Origin of the sequence: Paenibacillus tritici, from assembly GCF_013204885.1 — a bacterium.
GTDB classification, from domain to species: domain Bacteria; phylum Bacillota; class Bacilli; order Paenibacillales; family Paenibacillaceae; genus Paenibacillus_AQ; species Paenibacillus_AQ tritici.
The window spans coordinates 473628-495550 of sequence record NZ_JABMKX010000003.1; the positions used below are offsets into that span (position 1 = coordinate 473628).

Annotated in this window: 13 protein-coding genes; 1 reads left to right on the forward strand and 12 read right to left on the reverse strand. The window is 54.3% G+C overall.

Going from position 1 to position 21923, the window contains the following annotated elements; all coding sequences use genetic code 11:
• Positions 1 to 118: 118 nt before the first annotated feature.
• Complete coding sequence (locus HQN87_RS07485) at positions 119 to 706, forward strand: NAD(P)H oxidoreductase (RefSeq protein WP_173130019.1); 588 nt, start codon at positions 119 to 121, stop codon at positions 704 to 706.
• Between the two features lie 22 nt (positions 707 to 728).
• Here the strand turns inward: HQN87_RS07485 and HQN87_RS07490 are convergent, their stop codons facing one another.
• From HQN87_RS07490 to HQN87_RS07545, 12 genes are all read right to left on the reverse strand, one after another.
• Positions 729 to 1610, reverse strand: a complete 882-nt coding sequence (locus HQN87_RS07490) for a PhzF family phenazine biosynthesis protein (RefSeq protein ID WP_173130021.1) — start codon at positions 1608 to 1610, stop codon at positions 729 to 731.
• 435 nt (positions 1611 to 2045) lie between these two features.
• Positions 2046 to 3560, reverse strand: a complete 1515-nt coding sequence (locus HQN87_RS07495) for a beta-N-acetylhexosaminidase (RefSeq protein WP_173130023.1) — start codon at positions 3558 to 3560, stop codon at positions 2046 to 2048.
• A gap of 71 nt (positions 3561 to 3631) precedes the next feature.
• The gene (locus tag HQN87_RS07500) at positions 3632 to 6433 is read right to left on the reverse strand and encodes an alpha-mannosidase (RefSeq protein WP_173130026.1); all 2802 of its coding nucleotides are present in this window, start codon (positions 6431 to 6433) and stop codon (positions 3632 to 3634) included.
• A 6-nt stretch (positions 6434 to 6439) separates the two neighbouring features.
• Positions 6440 to 7438, reverse strand: coding sequence for a glycoside hydrolase family 130 protein (locus HQN87_RS07505; protein ID WP_173130029.1), 999 nt, complete (start codon positions 7436 to 7438; stop codon positions 6440 to 6442).
• Between the two features lie 71 nt (positions 7439 to 7509).
• Complete coding sequence (locus HQN87_RS07510; protein WP_173130032.1) at positions 7510 to 8829, reverse strand: glycoside hydrolase family 125 protein; 1320 nt, start codon at positions 8827 to 8829, stop codon at positions 7510 to 7512.
• 234 nt (positions 8830 to 9063) lie between these two features.
• Positions 9064 to 12354 (reverse strand): alpha-mannosidase, encoded by a 3291-nt coding sequence (locus tag HQN87_RS07515; protein WP_254075388.1) that lies wholly within the window; start codon positions 12352 to 12354, stop codon positions 9064 to 9066.
• Between the two features lie 2 nt (positions 12355 to 12356).
• Complete coding sequence (locus HQN87_RS07520) at positions 12357 to 14651, reverse strand: glycoside hydrolase family 3 N-terminal domain-containing protein (RefSeq protein WP_173130204.1); 2295 nt, start codon at positions 14649 to 14651, stop codon at positions 12357 to 12359.
• A gap of 256 nt (positions 14652 to 14907) precedes the next feature.
• Positions 14908 to 15825, reverse strand: coding sequence for a carbohydrate ABC transporter permease (locus tag HQN87_RS07525; RefSeq protein WP_173130035.1), 918 nt, complete (start codon positions 15823 to 15825; stop codon positions 14908 to 14910).
• Positions 15826 to 15854: 29 nt separating this feature from the next.
• Entirely contained in the window at positions 15855 to 16781 is a 927-nt protein-coding gene (locus HQN87_RS07530; RefSeq protein WP_173130037.1) for an ABC transporter permease, read from the reverse strand.
• A 91-nt stretch (positions 16782 to 16872) separates the two neighbouring features.
• Positions 16873 to 18378 (reverse strand): ABC transporter substrate-binding protein, encoded by a 1506-nt coding sequence (locus HQN87_RS07535; RefSeq protein ID WP_173130040.1) that lies wholly within the window; start codon positions 18376 to 18378, stop codon positions 16873 to 16875.
• Positions 18379 to 18567: 189 nt separating this feature from the next.
• Positions 18568 to 20085 (reverse strand): response regulator transcription factor, encoded by a 1518-nt coding sequence (locus HQN87_RS07540; RefSeq protein WP_173130043.1) that lies wholly within the window; start codon positions 20083 to 20085, stop codon positions 18568 to 18570.
• Positions 20078 to 21901 (reverse strand): sensor histidine kinase, encoded by a 1824-nt coding sequence (locus HQN87_RS07545; RefSeq protein WP_173130046.1) that lies wholly within the window; start codon positions 21899 to 21901, stop codon positions 20078 to 20080. The genes HQN87_RS07540 and HQN87_RS07545 overlap by 8 nt, the downstream gene beginning before the upstream one ends.
• Positions 21902 to 21923 lie beyond the last annotated feature (22 nt).

The window sequence follows — 21923 nt, forward strand, 5'->3', positions numbered from 1 at the left end:
ACCTTCCTATAGGACATCAAAGTGCGTACTTCCACATTATTTTATTCCTGTTTATAATAGCATCAGCCAAGGAACATGGCTACAAACTCGCAACTTCAGAAAGGTAGTGAAGATACACATGAGCGTATTAATCGTTGTTTCGCACCCGAGGCAGGATTCCCTGACCTTCCAGGTTGCCCGCCGTTTCGCAGAGGGATTGAACCAGGCCGGCCATGATTATGAGATATTGGATTTGCATGGGATAGGATTTGACCCTGTTCTACAGGGGAGGGAGGAACTCCATATGACCGCAGGTGAACAGGAACAGCCCTATTCTCCTGAATTAGAGCGGGAAATGGAGCGGTTGCGGCAGCATGACGGCCTGGCCTTTGTTTTTCCGCTGTGGTGGTGGCATCTGCCGGCCATGCTGAAGGGATATATCGACCGGGTGCTGAACAACAGGGTTGCCTACGGCACAAGTAATCTGCATGGTTATCGTGCGCTATGGCTGGCTCTGGCAGGCGTAACGGAGGAGCAGATGAAGAAACGTAATTATGATGAGGCCACCACGCGTCTGCTGAACGTGGGAATTGCCGATTACTGTGGAATCACAGACTCCAAGGTTGAATTCTTTTACGAGACCCTGGATTCGCCGCCCTCGCATTATGAAGTGCTGCTTGAACAGGCCTATCAGGCGGGACTGCATTACGGCAAGGGGGAGAACTGACAAATCACAGAAATGAGGGGGATTACAGCATCACATCAAATTCATTCACATAAACTGCGTTGCCAGTCACTTCTATAGTGTTGCCGTTGTCCGACACGGACACCCTGACTCTTCCGTCCCTGCCGATCTCAAGGCCCTGCTCAATTAGCAGCTCGAAGGAGGGGGCTTGTCCGCCGATGTACCTGGAATAATAAGCCCCCATCACCCCAGAGGCGGTGCCAGTCACCGGGTCCTCGGTGGTCCCAGAGAACGGGGAGGAAAAATGGCGGGCGTGCATATGTGCCTCAGGATCATACGTCTGTTGGCAGAACGGGTGAATGGACGAGCGGGGCATCTCCTTCAGCACCTCAGGGAACCGTTGGTTGTCAGGCTGCATCCGGGTGAAGGCGGCTAAGCTTTTGATAGGAACCAGCAAGGTCCATGTTCCCGTACTGCCGTACAGCGTTGGCAGGCTCTCATCAATATCACCGGGCTCAAGGCCGATCGAGCGGGCCAGGTCCTCAAGTGATCCTTTAAAAGCTTCAAACTGGGGGCTGGCCTGTCTCATCGTCATATAAAATCCGCCGTGTTCTTCTGTGAAGCGGATGGGCAAGACCCCTGCCTTGGTCTCGATGGTCAGCTCGCTGGCGTCTCCAAGCAGCCCCTTCGTCTTCATGGCATACAATAACGCCATGGTCCCGTGGCCGCAGAGATTAATCTCATGCCCGGGTGTAAAATAGCGGATTCTGAGATCCGCCTGGTTGGATTTTAGCGGAAATGCCGTCTCATTAAAACCCACCTTCGCTGTAACCTCCTGCATTTGCTGCTCCGTGAGACCCTCGCCGTCCAGGACCACCCCTGCCGGGTTCCCTTTGTTTGGAATGCTGCTGAACGCATCGTAATGATAGACTTTGATATTCTGCACACCTGCACCGCCTGTCTTTTTTTCTTAATATGTTAGCATAATTTCATTGCTTTTAGCTTAGAAATTTAGATAAAAAGATGCTGTTTACTTCCTGCCTCAAGCACCGGTACCTGCATATTGTGTTCGGTTTTTCGATTACATTTGGATCACACGCCCACGTCCCTGCATAGTGTGTTCGGTTTTTCGCATACATTCCGTCCAAAGACCCCGCGCTAGCGAATTGTGTTCGGTTTTTCGATTACATTTCGCCCGCGCTCCTCCGCACTGCCCATTGTGTTCGGTTTTTCGATTACATTTGGATCACACGCCCACATCCCTGCATATTGTGTTCGGTTTTTCGCATTCACACCAAAAAACAGCAACGGATCGCCCCCTAAAGCGGACGGTATCCGTTGCTGCAATCATAAAGAATATACGATTTGTCTACTCTGCTGTCTATTCAGCCATCTGCTCGGCCGCATCCTGCTTCCCCAGCCAAGCTAACTCCGCCATAGCCCGAAGCGGCCCGCGGATACCTTCCGCCACTTCCGCTTCGCTCTGCGCTTCCGGCTTGTCACTCCAGATAGAGAAGGTGCAGCCGATGATCTCGAGCGGATAAGCGCCGCTGTATTCCTGCTTGGGTGCTCCAGTCTGGATCGGGAATAGTCCCGGATGCCAGGAATCGCGGATCTTCTCTCCAGTCGGATAAGTGTAGCCCGCATTTTCGCCCAGCACGTAATACAAGTAGCCATCGTTGAAGTTAATCACCTGATGCCCTTTGGCCATAATGTCTTCTACCGGGGCCATCATCGGGTGCCACTTCGTCCAATAGGTAATCTGAATGGAGGATTTGGGCGCCACTCTCTGGGTCTGGTCCGCACGGTACAGGCCATCATTCCAGGCACGGACGGTCCAGCCTGCCGACTCCAGATGTTCAGCTACTCCGTTGAGATAGTCAATGTAAGTGTCTACTCCGGTTCCGCTTTCGATGTTCAGGACCTTCCGGGCATACTCCGCGAGCTGTGGATACTTATCGAACTCCGCGAAGTTGATGAATTCATCCCCGCCGATATGAAAATAACGGCTGCCGGCAAATAACCCGGCATACTCGTCAATCAAATCCAGCACGAACCGGCGGGCGGCAGGATTCGTAATATCCAGTGCACCCGGAGCGGCATTACCCTCCGAATCCTTAAGCAGCCACTCGGGATGAGTACGCAGCGCCTGTCCCAGATGCCCCGGTGAATCCAGTGAAGGAATAATATCTACATGATACCGCTGGGCCGCATGGATAATGGCCTTCATCTCCTGCTTGGTTACATATTGATCCGACATCACCTCGGGATGGCTCTCGCTCATTAGCCGGAAGCCTTCATTCTCAGAGAAATGAAGCTGCAGCGTGTTCAGCCGGAGCCGGGACATCGCCCTAATCTGCTCCAAGATCCAATCTTCGGTATAGAATTTACGGCCGATGTCAATATGCAAGGACCGTTCCGGCATGACAGGGTAATCGGTTATTCTTCCATAGGGCAGGAATCCGTCAGTTACCAGCAGCTGCAAAAGCGTCCGCATGGCATACATTACGGCTCTTTCGCCAGGAGCCGTGATATGCACAGACTCGCCGATGTCAATCACATACCTCTCCGGGCTGCCGATGCCTCCGCCTGTCACACCTGCTCCGTTATCTTCGTTATCTCCGCTGTCGTTCAATTCAATGATAATATCTCCTGAAGCGGATGACTCACCCGCTCCATAAACAACAGACAGGAGCTGGTCAGATGGAGTCAGACTGCCCGCGTATTCCGAGAGAACAATGAGAATGGTGTCATTCAGCACCCGATTGCCCTCTGACCTTGCATTGTCTACAATTCTAATCCGGGACTCGTCAGACAGGCGCCATTGCCCCTCAGAAGCCTTAATATACTGCTGTACGCCCGGAAACGGGCCTTGATCACTCGTTAGCTTATCCATCCTCTGCGGGTCACCTCTTATATTACAGCTTTATCTTCAGCATCTTCTTCACCCTTGGATCTCTCAAGGGATCAGTCCAGCCGGATGCCTACGGTTAGTATCTCATGACTGCCCAGTTGCAGCTCCAGTGCATTGGCACCGCCCTGCTTCAACCGTGCATTCTCCTCCGCAACCTCAGCTTCCAGCACATTCGATAGATAGAAGCCTGTAACCGGAAGGTCTGTGTCCAGCTTCAGTTCACCAGGCTGGTTCGTCATATTGAACCAGCGAAGCAGCAGATCGCCGCTCTCCCTGTTCAGCTTGAGTGAGGAGAAGGCTGCACGCTGGCCGCTCCAGCGGACTGCCGAATACACGGCAGGCAGATGTCCCGTATGAACCTCTGCCTGAGCACAGGTCCAGGGAATCTGGAACTGGTAAGCAGCGGCGGCAGCGCCGGAGAGGACTGCATCTCCGTTATGCGGCAGGAGCAGCATGTCTGCTGTCTGTTCACCCAGGCACTGGGCTTCCGGCGTAGGGAACCAGCCCCAGTCGCCCATCTCCCCGACACTGCGGAGCAGGGTAACAGCAATGGTATTGCGTCCGTCACGCAGAATCTCGTATTCCTGGAGTCCGAGATTGGCGACTGTCAGGCCTGCGTTCTCTCCCGACACATCCACGAAGCTCTGCTGATGCTGTGCATTACTCGGGTTCCGCCACTCTGGTGCTGGCTCGTTCGGCCGTTCTGCCAGCTCGAACATCGAATCTACGCGGTGCGACGCTGCGGCAAGATCCGCAGGGAACAGCATCCGCAGACGGTGGTCCTTGGCTGTATTCTGGATGTAGCTCTTCACTTCCAGGCCTTGGCCGCTGCGTTCCAGTCTTAAGACAGTCCGCAGCTTCAGGGTTACCGTTGCAGAAGCGCGCTGCGCCTGCCGCTCGGGATAGTAGACCAGCGCCCGCTGCTCTTCTTCCAGCAGCGCGTCTGCCGCAGCCGGAATCTCCCAGGCATGGGTAATTTCTATGGAAGCCCGGTACGGCGTATCTTCACTGATAGTGATATCAGCCGCAAGGCCCTTGGTAGTCAGCGCCGCTTCGCCCGCTGGCTGTCTGTACATGTATTCGTTCCCGATATCTCCGGTATTCTCGTAGACACCGAGGTCACGGTAGACCTTCCCGCTCGGCTTATGCTCCAGTGTGAAGGAGCCGTCGGCCATAACCTCTACCCGCAGCGTATCGTTCTCCAGCATACGCCCGCCGCGAACCAGTGAAGCCGGGACGGAAGTCACCGCTTGTATGTTATCCGCCGAAGCGCTTCCGGCAGCAGCACCTTCAGCAGCAGACTCCCCAAGCGGACGAACCCAGGCGTAAGTGCGCAGCCCCAAGGCAGGCACATCCGCCGCCTCGAAGGTCAGCCGCACCTTCCGGCAGCTATACGGCTGACGGAACCGGTCATCCGGCAGATCATAGCCGAAGGACAACCCCAGATCCTGGACGGTACAAGGAATCCGGTTACCTTGTTCATCCACCAGGATTCTTCCGCTCAGATCCTCCGCCTTCATGAGGCGGGCGTTCTCTTCAAGCGGCAGCCCATCACGCAGATACTGACGGGCCGCGTCCAGCTCTACGGTCACCGTACCAGTGCGGCTCCAGCCGCTGGTATTCGTTACCACAAGCGGAAGGACCTCTTCACCGTAAGCGGCGAAGCCGGAGGTGTCCACCGCTCCGGTGATCGCCTGCATACTATCCGCTACGATGCCTTCGGCCGTATGATAGCTCTTGTCGAACCGGGTGATCATCTCCCGGTGCACCTCGTCCACGCTGCAGCCGCAGATGGAATCATGCGGATGGTTCTGGAGCAGCGTCTTCCACGCATAGGTGAACAGATGATGCGGATACTCGCCGCCATGCAGCTTGGCAATAACCGCCAGCGGCTCGGCCACCTTCTCCAGCATGGCCTGTCCCCGCTGGTTCAGCTGCTTCAGATACACCCGGGCGGAAGCCGTGTTGACCAGCGTCCCCCAGCCGTCGGTGCGCTGACTCCGCAGCTCGCCCTTAACAGTGGAGAGGCTGCGGCCGGCAAGCGAAGTCCGGACCGCTTCAATATAGTCAGGGAAGTTAGAATGAACGAAAGCAACCTCCGGGTGCAGCTTCTCCGCCGTGCGGATCGCCTCCGGCAGCTCGGTCTGCAGCGGCTGATGATCGCAGCCGTTCATGAACAGGAGCTGATCCGTCGCTGCATACTGCCTGGCATCGGCCAGCTTGCGCTCCCAGAAGCGCTGGGCCTCCTCAATCTCAACTGGAATCTCATTCCCGTTAGAATACCAGTTGGCGAACAGGATACCCAGCACCTTCGACCCGTCCGGTCCTTCCCAGACCAGCTCCGAGAAGGAGGATTCATAACCGTCACTGGAGACGGTATTGTTGAAGCCCGTCGGCTTCACCCCGCGTCCGAAGAAGGCATTGGTGATGCCTGCCTGAACCATGAGCTGCGGAATTTGTCCGGTCAGCCCGAAGGTGTCAGGGAAATAACCGATTTTGGATACCTCTCCGTAGACGCCCGCGTCCTGATGCCCTAGCTGCAGATTGCGGACATTCGCTTCCGGGCTGGTAAGAAAAGCATCCTGCAAAATGTACCACGGTCCGATAAATATCCGTCCCTCACGGATCTGCCGCACCAGCCGCTCCCGGTTCTCTGGGCGGACCTGGAGATAATCCTCAATAATAATCGTCTGCCCGTCGAAAAAGTAGCTTTTGAAGCCCGGGTTATTCTCAAGCGTGTCCAGCAGGCTGTCCACCAGGCGGATAAGCCGGAGATGATGGCGTTCATAAGGGAGATACCATTCCCGGTCCCAGTGCGTATGCGAGATAATGTGCGCTGTCTGTTGTTTTGTCATAGCTGCTTACCCCTCAATCTCCAGCGGATATTCCTCCATATAGCTCATCAGTTCATCCACAGTGGTGAAGGCCAGACCTGTAACGGTATCCGCACAGCCGTAGTAGATGGCAATCCGTCCTGTAGCCGCATCTGTCAATGCCGCGCAAGGGAACGTTACGTTCGGCACATCGCCCACACATTCATACAGCGTCTCCGGGCCGAGAATGTAATTGCGCGAACGTGCCTTCACCTTCCAAGGCTGATCCAGATCGAGCAGCGCGACACCCATGCGGTAGACAAACCCGTTACAGGTGTTGATTACGCCATGGTAGATAAGCAGCCAGCCCTTGTCGGTTTCAATCGGAATTGGACCGGGGCCAATCTTTTTGGACTGCCACGCGGAAGCATCGCCGTCCACCGTACCCATTACATAGCGGTGTTTACCCCAGAAGGTAAGGTCAGGACTCTCACTGTAAAAGATATCGCCAAACGGCGTATGCCCGGTATCACTCGGACGGCTGAGCATCGCATAATTTCCGCCGATTTTGCGCGGAAGCAGCACGCCGTTGCGGTTATACGGCAGGAAGGCATTCTCCAGCTGATGGAACGTTTTGAAATCAAACGTATATGCCAGTCCAATCGTCGGCCCGTGATAGCCGTTGCACCAGGAGACATAATAACGGTCGTCAATCTTGCAGACGCGCGGATCATAACGGTATTCCCGCTTGATAATCTCTTCATCGCCCTCGAATACGATCGGCTCATGATTGATTTTCCAGTTCACACCGTCTTCACTGAAGCCGGCGAAGATATCCATGCTGACCGATCTGGAATCACAGCGGAACACGCCTGCGAAGCCGCCCTCAAAAGGAATCACCGCCGAGTTAAACACACTGTTCGAGTTCGGGATAGCGTTGCGCGGAATGATCGGGTTGGCAGAATATCGCCATACAGGCGAATGGTTGCCCTCCGGTTTCTCCTGCCAAGGGATGTTCGGTAATGCTTCTCCAATAATTGTACTCATGCTCAGTTCTCCTTTGTGTGTGAAAAAGTAGGTTATAACAAGGACCGCACTCTATGTGCCGGACCGTATGTTTAGAGAATGCCTTCCTTCAGCGCCCGCAGGATTAGCTGGGAGAACAGGCTGTTCGACCAGGCGAACCATTTACGGGTGAACACCGACGGATCGTCAGCGAGGAAGCCTTCGTGCATATAGCCGGTATCGGCATCGGTAGCTTCAAGCATAGCGATAAGGGCAAGCCGTTCTTCCTTGTTGTCTGCCGTGATTCCCTGCATGGACAACGCCATATGCCAGATATAACCCGGAGGGGTATGCGGACTGCCAATCCCTTTGGCGGCCTTGCCCTCGAAATAGAACGGATTCTCGCTGCTCAGCGCAAAACGTCTTGTATTCTGGTAGACCGGATCGTCATTCGTCACGTAGCCCAGATACGGAATGGACATCAGGCCCGGTGTTCCGGCATCATCCATCAGGCTGTAGTTGCCATAGCCGTCTGTCTCGTATGCGTAGATCGGTCCGAATTCCGGGTGGCGGTAGGTGCCGTACAGCTTGATGCCGTGGTCCACCTCCTGCTCCAGTTCCTTCAGCTCAGCCAGGAAATCCAGGTCCCGGAATACCCACTCGGCGAAATCCTGCATCTGGCGCAGTGCCACAACGGCGAACATATTCCCCGGAATGTTGTAGTGGAAATCGCAGGCATCGTCGCTGGAGCGGAAGCCGGACCAGATCATTCCGGTGTAATTCACCGGCATACCTAGGCCGCTATTCCGGATCGAATCCTCCATAATCCCGTTGTTCCGCGTGAAGCGGTAAGGGGACTGTTCGGCGTGATGCTGCTCCCGCTTGAACAGATCGGTGATGACCCGCAGCATTTTTTTGAAATCAGCGGTGAAGAAGTCGGTCTGCTTCGTCTCTTCCCAGTACGCATGGGCCAGCCGGATCACGAAGCACAGCGAGTCAATCTCGAACTTGCGCTCCCACACCCAGGGCGACATCTCCGTCACATCCCCGGCATTCCAGTGCCAGTCATTGGCCGTCTCATTGAACGCGTTGGCGTAAGGATCAATCAGCACATACTCAGTATGACGTTTGATCAGCCCGCCGATAATACGCTGCAACTCCGGGTCCTCTGCGGCAAAAGGCACATAATGAATGACCTGCTCCACGGAATCGCGCAGCCAGCAGGCGGGAATATCGCCCGTAATGACAAAGGTGGTTCCGTCCTCAAGCAGCTTGGTGGTCGTCTCCAGCGTATTCGGGAAGCAGTTGCGGAACAGGCGTTGCAGCTTGGGCCGGTGGGCCAGCTTCTCTTCAGCTTCGGCCAATACGGCCTGAATGGATGACGGGAGCGGCAGCTCCGGCATCTGAATGCGGGGAAGTCTGAATTGTTCCAAGATGATAGTCTCCTTCGGCTTAATCTATAGTGTAGCTGAAATAAAGCTATTAACTTAAAGCTTGCTCGTCACTGCGGTGAATATTTGGACTTTCGGCCGCTGTTGTCCCCAGATTTCTTGATTTAACCTGCTTTTCGCAGTTGAAATCCGGTGACAAAGGCGGTCGCTATCGCTCCTACAGTTCCAAAATTCCCCTCCGTTCCTTCTAGCTTTTGTTATCTTCATTTATTCAGCTTATTTAGAATGAATAATCTTGATTGTCTTGATCTCGAACGGGTGGAAGTCAAGCGTCAGCTCTCCCGCCTCATCCGGCAGCAGCTCTGTCTCCTCTTCTAAGGCATTGGACAGATAGATTGCCGAATGCGGCAGCGGCCAGCCGATCTTGACGGTCTCACGGCCTCCAGCCGATTCATACAGCCGCAGGATGCTGCCGCTTCCGTCCTCCGCCAGCTTGACGGTGTCCAGCACAACTTGCTTCCCTTCGTAAGGAAGGAAGGTGCCGGCCGGCGGACGCTGCCCTGCACTTGCATCACAGGCTACAGCATAGGAAGTGTGATTCAGCGCGGCAGCTTGACGCTGAGTATGCGCACTGCGCCAGTCTCCTGTATGCGGATATAGGGAATAAGTGAATTCATGATGGCCTTGATCCGCCGAATGATCCGGCCAGCGCGGTGCGCGCAGCAGGGACAGACGGATCGTGCTGCCCTGCGTGTCATAGCCGTACTTGCAGTCGTTCAGCAGGCTTACGCCGTAATCATGCTCCGACACATCAGCATACCGGTGTCCGCAGACCTCATACTGTGCCTGCTCCCAGCTTGTGTTGCGGTGCGTGGACCGCTCCAGGGCACCGAACGGAATCTCATAGGTAGCCTTGCTGGTCACTACATCTACCGGGAAGCCAACCTTCAGCAGTTTATGCGCTTCATGCCATTCTACCTTCGTCTTGAAGTCGATCCGCCGGTCACTGTGATACAGGATCAGCTCCTGCGCGATTTCGGATTGGCCGATGCTCCAGCGGAAGGACAACACCTCGCAGACTGGCCCTGAGGACAGCAGCTTCTTCTCCAGCAATACCGCTTCTCCGGCAGGCTGCTCTTCATAACGGCTGTCTATATCCCAGGCATCCCATAGGATAGGGCGGTCATGGAAGAAATGCAGCCGGTTGAGGCGCTCTCCGGCCTTGACAATCTCACGCCCGGCTTCCTTATCGTACAGGCTGATGATCTCGCCCAGGGCATTGAACCGGAGACGGTAATAACCGGTCTCCCATTCCAGATCGAACGAAGCTGCGGCTGCCGATATTAGCTCATCTCCGCCATTGTCGCCACGCGTGCCTTCTCCGGCATCTCCGACAACTCCGCTATCTCCACCATTTCGGTCATTAGCTACAATTCCGCTATTTTCAACGCTACCGTGAACTCCACTGTTTCCGCTGTTACCGCCAACTCCGCCGTTACCGCCTTCACTGTCCGTCTCCGGCTGCTCATCTCTCAGCCACACAGTAACATACCCGAAAGCCGGAACCTCCGGCACCCGGACACGGAGAACGGCTTGTTCTCCAGCAGTAACCAGCTCTGATTCCAGCCGGGTTCCGCTCTTGTCATATATGGCTGAAGCGGAAGGCTCCACTCCGGTCAGCTCCAGTTCGGCCACCATATCCCGGGTCCAGCCCAGACCGTTCAGAATGACATAAGGCTGTCCCTCTCCACGGGTGTCAATATCCGATACGGCGGCCTCCATCACCGACTTCAGACTGCTCTCTCCAAGAGCGAAGATACTCTGGTACTCCTTGTCCGAGGTCTGATAGACCTCGGGAATCGACGAGCCGGGAATAATATCATGGAACTGGTTGAGCAGAATCAGCTTCCAGCCAGCATGCAGGTCCTGCCCGATCTCTTCCCGCTGCTGCGGCTCCAGATACTGCCCGGCCAGCGTCTGCCACAGTTCCGCTTCCCTGTACAGAATTTCGGCCTTGCGGTTATTGCGCTTGTTCCGGGCATGTGTGGTATAGGTTCCCCGGTGCAGCTCCAGATAGAGGTCGCCCTGCCAGACCGGCAGCTCAGGCTTCGCCTGCTCGATGCCTGCAAAGAAATCAGCCGCCGTGCTGTAGCCGGAGGCCGGCTGGCCTACCATCAGCTCCGAGCGCGAGAGATATTCAAGCATCTCCCGGGTCACCCCGCCGCCCCCGTCGCCGTGTCCGTAGAGCAGCATTTGTTCGCTGTGTACGGCTTTTTCACGGTAGGACTGCCAGTGCTCATGAATATCCTTAGGCAGCGTACTCTCATTCACTCCGTGGTTCATATACGACAGAAGTGCCGTTCCGTCGATGCCTACCCAGTGGAACAGATCATAAGGGAACAGATTCGTATCATTCCAGCCCAGCTTGGTGGTCATGAAATAACGGACCTTGCCGTGCTTCAGGATCTGCGGCAGGGAAGCGCAATACCCGAAGGTATCCGGCAGCCATTCAATCTCGGATTGCCGTCCGAACTCCTCCTGATAGAACCGCTGCCCGTACAGCATCTGCCGCATCAGGGATTCGCCGCTGGGAATATTCAGATCCGGCTCCACCCACATACCGCCAACAAGCTCCCAGCGGCCTTCAAGAATCCGCGCCTTCACCTTCGCGTACAAATCAGGATCATTGTCCTTAAGATAAGCGAATAGCTGCGGCTGGCTCTGGGCATAACGGTAATCGGGATATTCCTCCATCAAGGCATGAACCGTGGAGAAGGTCCGGCTGGTCTTCCTCACCGTCTCCCTCGTCGGCCATAACCAGGCAATATCAATATGTGACTGCCCGATCATATGAATGAAGCCTTCACTGTTGCCGCCGATGGCCCGTACACTTGCGGTCAGCGCCTGCTCAATATCTCTAATTCTGCCGCCTTCCCGTCCGTCCACAGGTTCCACAGACACATATGCATCCATCGCCTGGTGCAGCGCTTCAAGGATACGGACGCGCCGGAAGTCCTGCTCCGGCAGCAGCAACGCCGTATCCCGGATGACAGTCACTGTATACATCAGCGACTGTACCGGCAGGTTAACCCTGACGAGCGCAGCAGTGATGGACCGGATGGGCGGCTGAATCACCGCCTGCTTGTTCAGCGGATCATCCGGCTCGGGAATTGGATCATAGAGCTCGATCTCAAGCTCCGGGCTTCTTCCGTCGGAGGCAGGGTCAAGGGAAACGAAGGTATGATTGCGGTCCAGCCCCTGACGGGAAGCTCCGCCTACACGCAGCAGCCCTTCTCCGCCGGAGTGGAAAATGATCCCTGTGTCCGCACCGGTCCACTCTGCCGGAATATCAAGCGTCGTGCGGAAGAAATAAGTCGTCCCTTGCACACTGGGGAACAATCCGAAGGATTCGCTGCCCGCATAAGGCTGTAATTCGTCATACTGCCCCGGCAGCCGGTAGGTTGTGGAGAAGACCTTCCAGTCTTCAATCGCCCGGTATTCCAGCCACTGCGCTTGCGAACATTCGCGGATAAATCTATCTATTCGTTCCGTATTCATTCGTTCCATCACTAACCCTCCATCACCGCAAGATCTGTATCCAGCGTGTCGGTCACATTCCGGCCGACTCCGATCCGGAAGATCCCCGGCTCAACCACCGGTTTGTAATCCTGCCCGATATAGCTCAGGTGCTCTGCACTCAGCTTGAATGTCACAGTCTGCTTCTCTCCCGGCTCCAGAACAATCTTGCGGAAGCCCTTGAGTTCCTTGGCCGGTCTAGTCACCTTACTGACCAGATCGGAAATATATAGCTGCACGACCTCCGCACCGCTTCGGGAGCCTGTATTCTCCACTTCCACTGTAACTTCAGCCGTTCCGTCTGCTGTGATCACCGCCGGCTCTACCTGTAGTCCGCTATAGCTGAATTCGGTGTAGCTGAGTCCGAACCCGAAAGGATACAGCGGCTGCGAATCTCTTTCAAGATAACGTACGCCCCGGGAACGTTTGCTTAAGTAATATACGGGCAGCTGTCCTACATCCGCAGGAAGGGAGAGAGTTAATCTGCCGGACGGATTCACATCGCCGAACAGGATGTCCGCAATGGCATGACCGCCCTCCTGCCCGGGATACCAGGCTTCCAGAATGGCATCCGCCTGTTCGTCAATCCAAGGCTCGGCAATAGGACGTCCGTTGATATATACGACAACGACCGGTTTACCGAGCGTCTTTAGCTCCTTCAGCAGCTCCAGCTGAACGCCGGACAGATGAAGCGACATCCGGTCAATGCCTTCGCCGCAATCCATATCGCTAAGCCCATTCTCCGTTACCTTCGAGGCGCCGGTCCGCAGATCAATGCTGCCTTCGCCGAAGTCTCTGGCGCTCGACCCGCCCAGCGCCAGCACAATCGTATCCGCTGCTGCCGCTGCCTGGAGTGCAAGCTCGAAGCCCTCGGTGGAGCTGTCTTTGATCCGGCAGCCCGGCGCATAACGTACCCGCTCCGGTTCAGCCGCAAGCTTAGCCCGTATCCCGGTCAGCACTGTCGCTACCCGGTCACGCGGCTGCGGAGAGGTGTAATCTCCAAGCTGATTGTAGCCGATATCCGCGTTGGGGCCGATAACGGCAACTGTGCCTTTGTCTTTCGACAATGGGAGGATACCGTTATTCTTCAGCAGTACAATTCCTTCTGCCGCAACGCTCCGGGCCAGCTCCGCATGCTCCCGGCTGCCGATCACCTGCTCTGCCCGGTCCGGATCAGCAAACGGCTGTTCGAACAGGCCCAGCCGGAACTTCAGCTCCAGCACACGTGCAGCCGCTTGATCCACCAGCTGCTCATCCAGCCTACCGGAACGGAGTGCCTCCAGCAGATAGCCTCCGAACATGACACCGGACATCTCCATATCAATCCCGGCGGTGAGCGCCTGCACTGCCGCATCTTCCCCGCCGTCCGCGGTATCATGGCCCGAGGCCAGCATGTCGATAGCGCCGCAATCGGTAATGACCATGCCCTTGAAGCCCCATTCGCCGCGCAGGATATCCTCCAGCAGCTCCTGATTGGTTGTGCATGGCACTCCGTCAATCTCGTTATAGGCGGGCATGATGGATACTGCACCGGCTTCCACCGCTTTGCGGAACGGGTACATATCGACCTCCAGCAGCTCCCGCTTGCCGATATGCGCCGGACCGGCATTCCTGCCGCCTTCCGAGCTGCCGTAAGCTACGAAGTGCTTGAGGGTCGCTCCCACGCTGGTCGCGCTGTCCAGCCGGTCGCCCTGCAGTCCTTCCACAGAAGCTACAGCGAATTCACCGATGAGATACGGATCTTCGCCGAAGCACTCTTCGGTCCGGCCCCAGCGAGGATCACGCACCACATCAAGTACAGGGGAATACGTTACGGCGCCCCCCTGTGCCCGGGTCTCCAGTGCTACCGCGCGCGACATCTCCCGGTAGAGATCCACATTCCAAGTGCTGCCGATCAGCAGCGGAACCGGAAATACCGTCGCCCCGATCGCCATATGCCCGTGCGAGCATTCCTCGCCGATCAGTATGGGGATACCCAGCCTGGAATGCTCCAGCACATAACGCTGGATGGTATTCACAGCTTCGGCTCCGGCACGCGCCCCAAGTCCGCTCTCCAGAGTGACCCCTGTCCAGGGATCTGCCCGCAGTGTGCCGTATAATGCGCCGATGCCGCCTTCGCGGATCTGGCGTTTGAAGTCTTCTGTCAGTTCTATCTTTCCTTCTGTATGATCATAGGTCTGCCACCCGAACAGCTGAACGAGCTGGCCTACCTTCTCTTCCGGCGTCATCAGCCCCAGCAGATGTTCTGTCCGCTCTTTGACGGGCTTCGCAGAGTCTTTATATAACATTACGGCTCCCACACCCTTTCTCCTGTTGTACTCCCGCTATATAAGATGCACTTAAGATTTGAACTCGAAGCTTGATCGTCACTGCGGTGAACATTTGGACTTTCGGCCGCTGTTGTCCCCAGATTTCTTGATTTGGAACCGCTCTTAGCGGTAGAAATCCGGTGACAAAGGCGGTCGCTACCGCTCCTACAGTTCCAAATTTCCCCTCCGCTTCTTTGCTTTCCGTTAATTTCTTTAATAGTTCTTACATAGACTCCTACTCCTTAACCGCACCCACAGTAAGACCCTGAATGAAGTAACGCTGGAAGAACGGATACGCAAAAATAATCGGCCCGGTAGCCAGTACCACCATCGCCATACGCGAGGTATCCTGCGGCATATTGCGGAGTGCCTCCAGGCTGAGCGAGCTGTTCTGCGAGTTCTGCAGAATGAACTGCATACTGGTCTCAATCCGCATCAGCATCGACTGCAGCGGCACCAGATTTGGATTATCAATATAGAGCAGGGCATTGAACCAGTCATTCCAGTACCCGAGGGTACTGAACAGCCCGATCGTAGCGAGGCCCGGCAAGGACAGCGGCAGCACAATTCCCAGGAAGGTGCGGAACTCTCCTGCGCCGTCGATTTTGGCCGACTCGATCAGGGCATCCGGCACGCTGGTGATGTAGAACGTACGCAGGATCATAATGTAAAAAGCATTCACCGCCAGCGGCAGCACCAGCGCCCAAATGCTGTCCTTCAGGCCCAGCATCTGTGTCACGACAATATAGGTCGGAACCAGCCCGCCGTTAAACAGCATGGTGAAAAAGGAAAAAAACGCGAAGAAATTGCGGTATTTGAAGCTTTTACGTGAAATGGCATAGGCATAAAGTGAAATAATAAGCAGGCTGACAATCGTACCAATGACCGTTACCGCAATGGTCACTCCGTAAGAACGGAGCAGCGTGTCCCCTGAGCTAAATACATATTTGTAGGCTTCCAGACTCCATTTGGCCGGGATTAACTGATAGCCGTCCCGCGCAAGCGCCCCTTCGTCCGTGAACGAGATGAGGACAACGAACAGGAACGGGAAGATACACAGGATGGCAAAGCCTCCGGCGATACAGTTGAAGATGGTGTTCAGCACCGGCGACAGCCGATGGAAATCGCGCGATTTCACAGGATTAGCAGACATTTGGATGACCTCACTTTCCTTCATTTTCCCTAGAATAAAGCACTGTCCTTATCGAATTTGCGCACGATGTAATTAGAGGTAAGAACCAGCACGAACCCGACCACTGATTGATATAAGCCCGCAGCCGTACTCATTCCGATCTCGCCGGTAGTCTTAAGTCCACGGTACACATACGTATCAATTACGTTGGTCACGCTGTAGAGCGTCCCCGAATCTCTCGGCACCTGATAGAACAGCCCGAAGTCGGCATAGAAAATCTTCCCGATCGCAAGCAGCGTCATAATGATAATGATCGGCTTCAGCATCGGCAGCGTGATGCTGCGGATCTGCTGAAGCTTGCTGGCTCCGTCGATCATCGCCGCTTCGTAGAGGGACTTGTCTATGCCCATAATTGCGGCGAGATAGACCACGCTGTTATAGCCGACGGCCTTCCATAGGAACACGAATATAATAATGAACGGCCAGTATTTCGATTCCGAGTACCAGGAGATATTGCTGCCGAACATGGCATTAAGCAGCCCCCGCTCCGAGCTAAGGAAGCTGAATGCGAAGTATCCCACAACGACCCAGGACAGAAAGTATGGCAGGAACATGCCTGTTTGATAGAACTTGGCAAGCTTCTTATTGGCAATCTCGGACAGCACCACCGCCATCAGCACTGACAGGATCAGGCCAAGGATGATGAAGGCTAAATTATACAAAAGAGTATTGCGTGTGATCAGATAGGCATCATTGGTGCTGAACAGAAACTTGAAATTATCCCAGCCGACCCATTTGCTGTTGATGATGCTGGCCCAGAAGCCATCCCGGCTGAAGCGGTACTCCTTAAATGCAATGACCGTACCCACCATCGGCAGGTAGGAGAAGAATAAAAACCACAGTGTGCCCGGCAGAACCATAAACAGCAGCACTTTATTTCTCAACACGTCTTTGGCGGACTTTCCTATTTTGCCCATATTCCTAGTTCCTCCTATACCGGAAATTTCTTCCGTTGATACAAAAAGACCGGGCCAAGTCTAATCACCCGCCCGATCCTTGAATAGAATGCTACTTATTGTTCGCTGCTTTCCAGGCGTCGATCTGGGTTTGGGCTTCGGCGATGATTTTATCCAGACCGGCGGCTTTCAATTTCTCATTGGCCTTGGTCAGGTATTCTTCCGAATCTACAGATCCGGTCATCAGCGGTGCCCAGAATTCTTCCTTCACGTTCTGAACGGCGGCGATTTCATTCGTCACCTTGGAAGTATCGAAGTTGAAGCCGAGCAGCGGTGCATTGATACCGGCATCATTGAACTTCTTGAATTCTTCCCATTTGTTCTCAGGGTCGCCTTCGTTCAGGTAGTTGATCATAATGTTACCCAGGGAGAACGTTGGCATATCGTAGTTCTTCGCATCCGGGAGGTTCTTGATCATGTTGTCGCTGACCTTCTCGTAATGCACGCCCTCGATACCGGAGTCAATCATGTTGCGCAGCTTAGGGTCTGTATTCAGCAGGTTCAGGAATTCCATGGCTTTCTCAGGATACTCGGAGTTGGCGGAGATCGCCTGCATGGAGCCCATAACGGACCAATTATAGATATAAGGCTTGCTGGCTGGTGTCGACACTACAGGATACCCGTAGCTTGCGGACCACAGATTGTCGGCCAGCGGCTGGGTGGACGCGCGGTCGGTGAACCATTTGCCGGCTTTGTACAAGTCATCCACAGACGATGTAGTGGCTACTTCAGAAGAGATGTAACCTGCCTGGTAGAATTTGCGGACCGTCTTAAGCGCTTCCTTGAGCTCAGGAGTTTCGAGGATGTTGACCACTTTGTAGTCCTTGGTGTCCATATATACAGCCATCGGCATCTTCTCGATCACATAGTCAAAAGGCATGATCGGCATGAAGTCCTTGACCATCGCGTACGGGGTCACTCCAGGCTCGTTTTCCTTGATGGTTTTGAGCAGCGGCTCCAGATCAGCCATCGTTTTCACGCTGGTCAGATCAAGCTTGTATTTGTCCAGAAGCTCTTTGTTGAAGCGGAAGACTTCCTGCGCCGGAAGCTCTTTGTTGGCCGGAATCGCATAGTTATGTCCGTCTACCTTGGAGCCTTCCAGGAAGGCCGGATCAATGGTGTCCACAATGCCCTTGCCCTGGTTCTTCAGCAGCTCATCAAGCTCCAGGAAGGCACCCTTACGTGCATTCTGCACATAATCGAAGGCCCAGGAAGAAGTGAACAGAATATCCATTGGCTCGCCCGAAGCAGCCATAACCTGCATTTTTTGCGTATAATCCCCGAAGTCGAGCATTTTGATATCGAGGGTTGCGTTGATTTTTTCAAGTGTGTATTTATTGACTTCTGCAAGCACCTTATCCATATCCTTCTGCGGCGGCCCGATAGTGTACCAGATCAGCTCTACAGGCTTCTCCGTAGACTCCGTAGCTTTGTTGCCGCCTGAAGCCGCTTCTCCGCCTGCATTCTTACTGTTGTTCCCACCACATGCGCTAAGCGCCAGTGAGACAGTTAAAAGCGTTGTCAACAACAAGGAGAAGTGTTTCTTTTTCTTACTCATTTGCCGTACCCCCTTTTAATTAGCCGTCCGGAAAACCCAGGCCTGCCGGGCATTTCCGGCTGCTGGCTTCCTTGAGCTATATCTTTACTTTATAAGATGAAAGCATTTTCAAATAGAAGAGAAACTATATATATTCAGGTATGAAATAAAGAAATAACCTCACATATACGTTTCCCCCCAGTGCCTCCATTAGAGCAGCCCTTTGAATTCCGTCGGTGAGATGCCCACATATTTCTTGAATTGCTTGTAAAAATAGCCCATTTCCCAGTAGCCCACATTCCTTGCGATCTCGTGAACCTTCAGGTTCGTCGAGCGGAGCTGCTCCTTCGCCCTGTCGATCCGGTAACGGTTCATGTATTCCGCAAACGACTCTCCGGTTGTCTTATGAAAGAGCTGTCCCAGATACACAGGGTGAATATTGAACATGAAGCCGAGCTTCTTCAGCGACAGATCCTCACTGTAAGACTTCTCGATATAATTCAGCACCTGGTTCACCACCGGGCTCTTCAGCTCCCGGTCCAGCAGCTCAATAATGCTTGCAGAGGTCTGCTGGATGGCAGCGGACAGCCCGGGCAGCGAGTTCGCCCTGCGGATCGCCGTTAACCCCTCGGCAATGAACTCACGCTCCATCTCACTGCGTATATCCTTGATCAGCATCCGGAAATACAGAATCCATTCTACCGAAATCTCCCGGAGCAGCTCGGGTGTTAGGGCCTCCATAGCTTTCCCGGAGAAATACAATTCAATTCTCTCTGTCAGCGCTGGAAGATTCTTGCCCATAATCAGCTTGGAATACTCGCTCCAGTCCTCTGGCAGCACCGCCCCCAGATCCTCCTTCCGGTCCTTCAGCTGCTCATAATGAATGAGGCTCTGCTCCGGATGAATCTCCATGAACTCCTGGGCCTGCTTCGCCTGCTCATAGCTGGAGGGTGCAGCATCCACTCCCTCCACAGCCGAGCCTACGGCCGCGCGCAGACCTTGGCCTGCAGCGCATAAGCCGGAGATCTCCTGGAGCATAGAGGCCATCTGCTCTGCTCCCTTGGGAGCTTCTTCATAGTTATGTATGAGCACCAGATCATTGTCGGAATCCCAGAACATGAAGAAGGAAGTCTGTGCACTGACCAGATCCTCCACGTTCTTCCGGAAGGCTTCCGTGGACGGATCTGCCTGCACCAGGGCAACCTGAACATATCGGCCGCCGAGCGGCAGGCCAACCAGATTCAGCCGTTCGGAACGCTCCCCGGGATCAATCTGCCCCCGCAGCCAGCGCAGCAGCACATTATCCTTCAGCACGGAGTTCGTATATTCCCACCACTGCGTATCCAGCCTGGAGACATCCAGCTTCTCTACAATCGTCTCCAGCGTTCGCTGGAATTCCTCCAGATTGATCGGCTTCAGCAGATAATTCTCAATTCCGAGGGTTAAGCCTTCCTTCACATACCTGAATTCATCATATCCGCTCAGGACAACCACCTTCATCTCCGGAAGGAATTCCCGGGCGGCGCGGATCAGCTCCAGGCCGGTCATCACCGGCATGGAGATATCGGTAATCAGAATGTCAGCAGGGGACTCCCGCAGCCTATTCAGCGCTTCCTGCCCGTTCTCCGCCTGGCCTGTAATTTCAAGACCCAGCTGCTCCCAGTCCAATATATCCTCTAGGCCGCTAAGAATGAACGGCTCATCATCCACAATAAACACCTTATACATCAATGGTCTCCTCCTTATGGGGATATGGAAAAGTTATCGTAACCACCGTACCTGCGCCTGCTTCACTCGTCAGCTCCACCCCGTACGGCTTACCGTACATGAGTCTTAGACGCTCATGAATACTTCGCAGCCCGAAGGACTCCGATCCGGACAATTCGCCGTTATCCTCCAGTACTTCGCGGAGCCGGCTCAGCCGCTCCTCTGCAATCCCTTTTCCGTTATCCGTGATTACTGCCCGGATATTCCCCGAGTCTGATGTGATCACAATGCTAATCACATTATCGGTTTGTCCGGTCCGCATGCCATGCAGAACATAGTTCTCGATGACCGGCTGCAGGGACATTTTGAGCACAGGCAGCTCTTCCAGCTCCTTGCTGCATTCGATGGTATATGCGAATCTGTCCTTGTACCGGATACGGAATAACTCCAGATACAGGCGGCATGCCTCCAGCTCATCCTTGAACGTATATTTCACCTTCGGGCGGACATAGGATTTGAACAGCATGGACAGGCTGTAGATCATCTCCCCCACATCCTTCGCGCCGCTTGAAATCGCCCGCATCCGTATCACTTCCAAGGTATTATAGAGAAAATGCGGATTCACCCTGGCCTCCAGGGTAGCAATCTCCGTATGCTTCTGCTTGATTTCCGCCTTATACACCTGATCAATATACTGGTTCAGCTCGTCCAGCATGCTGTTGAAGCTCTTGGCAATCTGGCCCAGTTCGTCTTCGCGGCCGTCCACAATCCGGGTGTTTAAATCCCCGTTTTTCACCTTGCGGGTGAAGCGGATGATACGGTGTGTTCTTTTGGCAAAATTAGAAATGAACATCGCCGGCAGCAGCACAGCAAACAGAATGCAGACGAGGGCGATGGTAATAATAGTGCTCTGCGCACTGCTGTAAGTCTCGGCCAGCTCCTTCTTGGAGATCAGGCTGACAACAGTATAACCGCCCTGGCTCTGGGTCAGACTGGTGACCTCCATCCCCTCTATCGTAAACTCCTCGCCGGCGTTAATCCCTTTCAGCTTCGGCAGCTTCCGGCCGTACCCCTTACCCGAGGAATCGAAGATGACCTCATTCTGGGCCGAGAGCACGAGGATGTCGCCTTTGAAATCCTGCTTATAATTGCTCATGGCCTGCCGGATGGATTCGGAGTCGAAGTAGACCAGGATCTGGCCGATGTTGAGCAGCGAGGACTTATTATTAATGGGTATTTTCACCGAGAACATAGGGGTCTTCTGTATACCGATACTCTTCAGCACCCAAATGTTCGGGACCGAGACGAGGCTCTCCTCATCCAGAACCATGGAATCCGGGACAAAGGAATGCGCCGCATTGGTAGATATCCGCTCGAATTGCCTGCGGTTGTTGTAGTAATACATCACCTGCTGATTGGCACTGTAGAGGATCAGGCTGCGCATATCGGGATCATCGTCAATCTTGTTCTGGAAATACTGAACGGCGTTGGACGTAGACTGATCCCCCAGCAAATAGCGGTCCAGCCGGTGTTCAATGTAATCGCCGAAGGGATTCTCCAGCAGAAAAGTAGTATTGCTCGCCAGGCTCGCGTCCCGGTAGACGTCACGCATCATATCCTGGACGGATTGATATTTACTCTCCACATAGTTGCTGATGCTCTCCATCGTCTTGCGCTGGATATCCATCTGCCGCTGCACTGCCGAATCAGAGATCAGCATCAGCACCAGAAACGAGAAGACAATAATCGTTGCAATGAAGATGCATGACACAATCAGCGTAAAACGCATAAACATATTATCTTTGAAATATTTGCGGTATAACGAAATACTGCGCATGGTCCACCTCCTCTCTATAGGA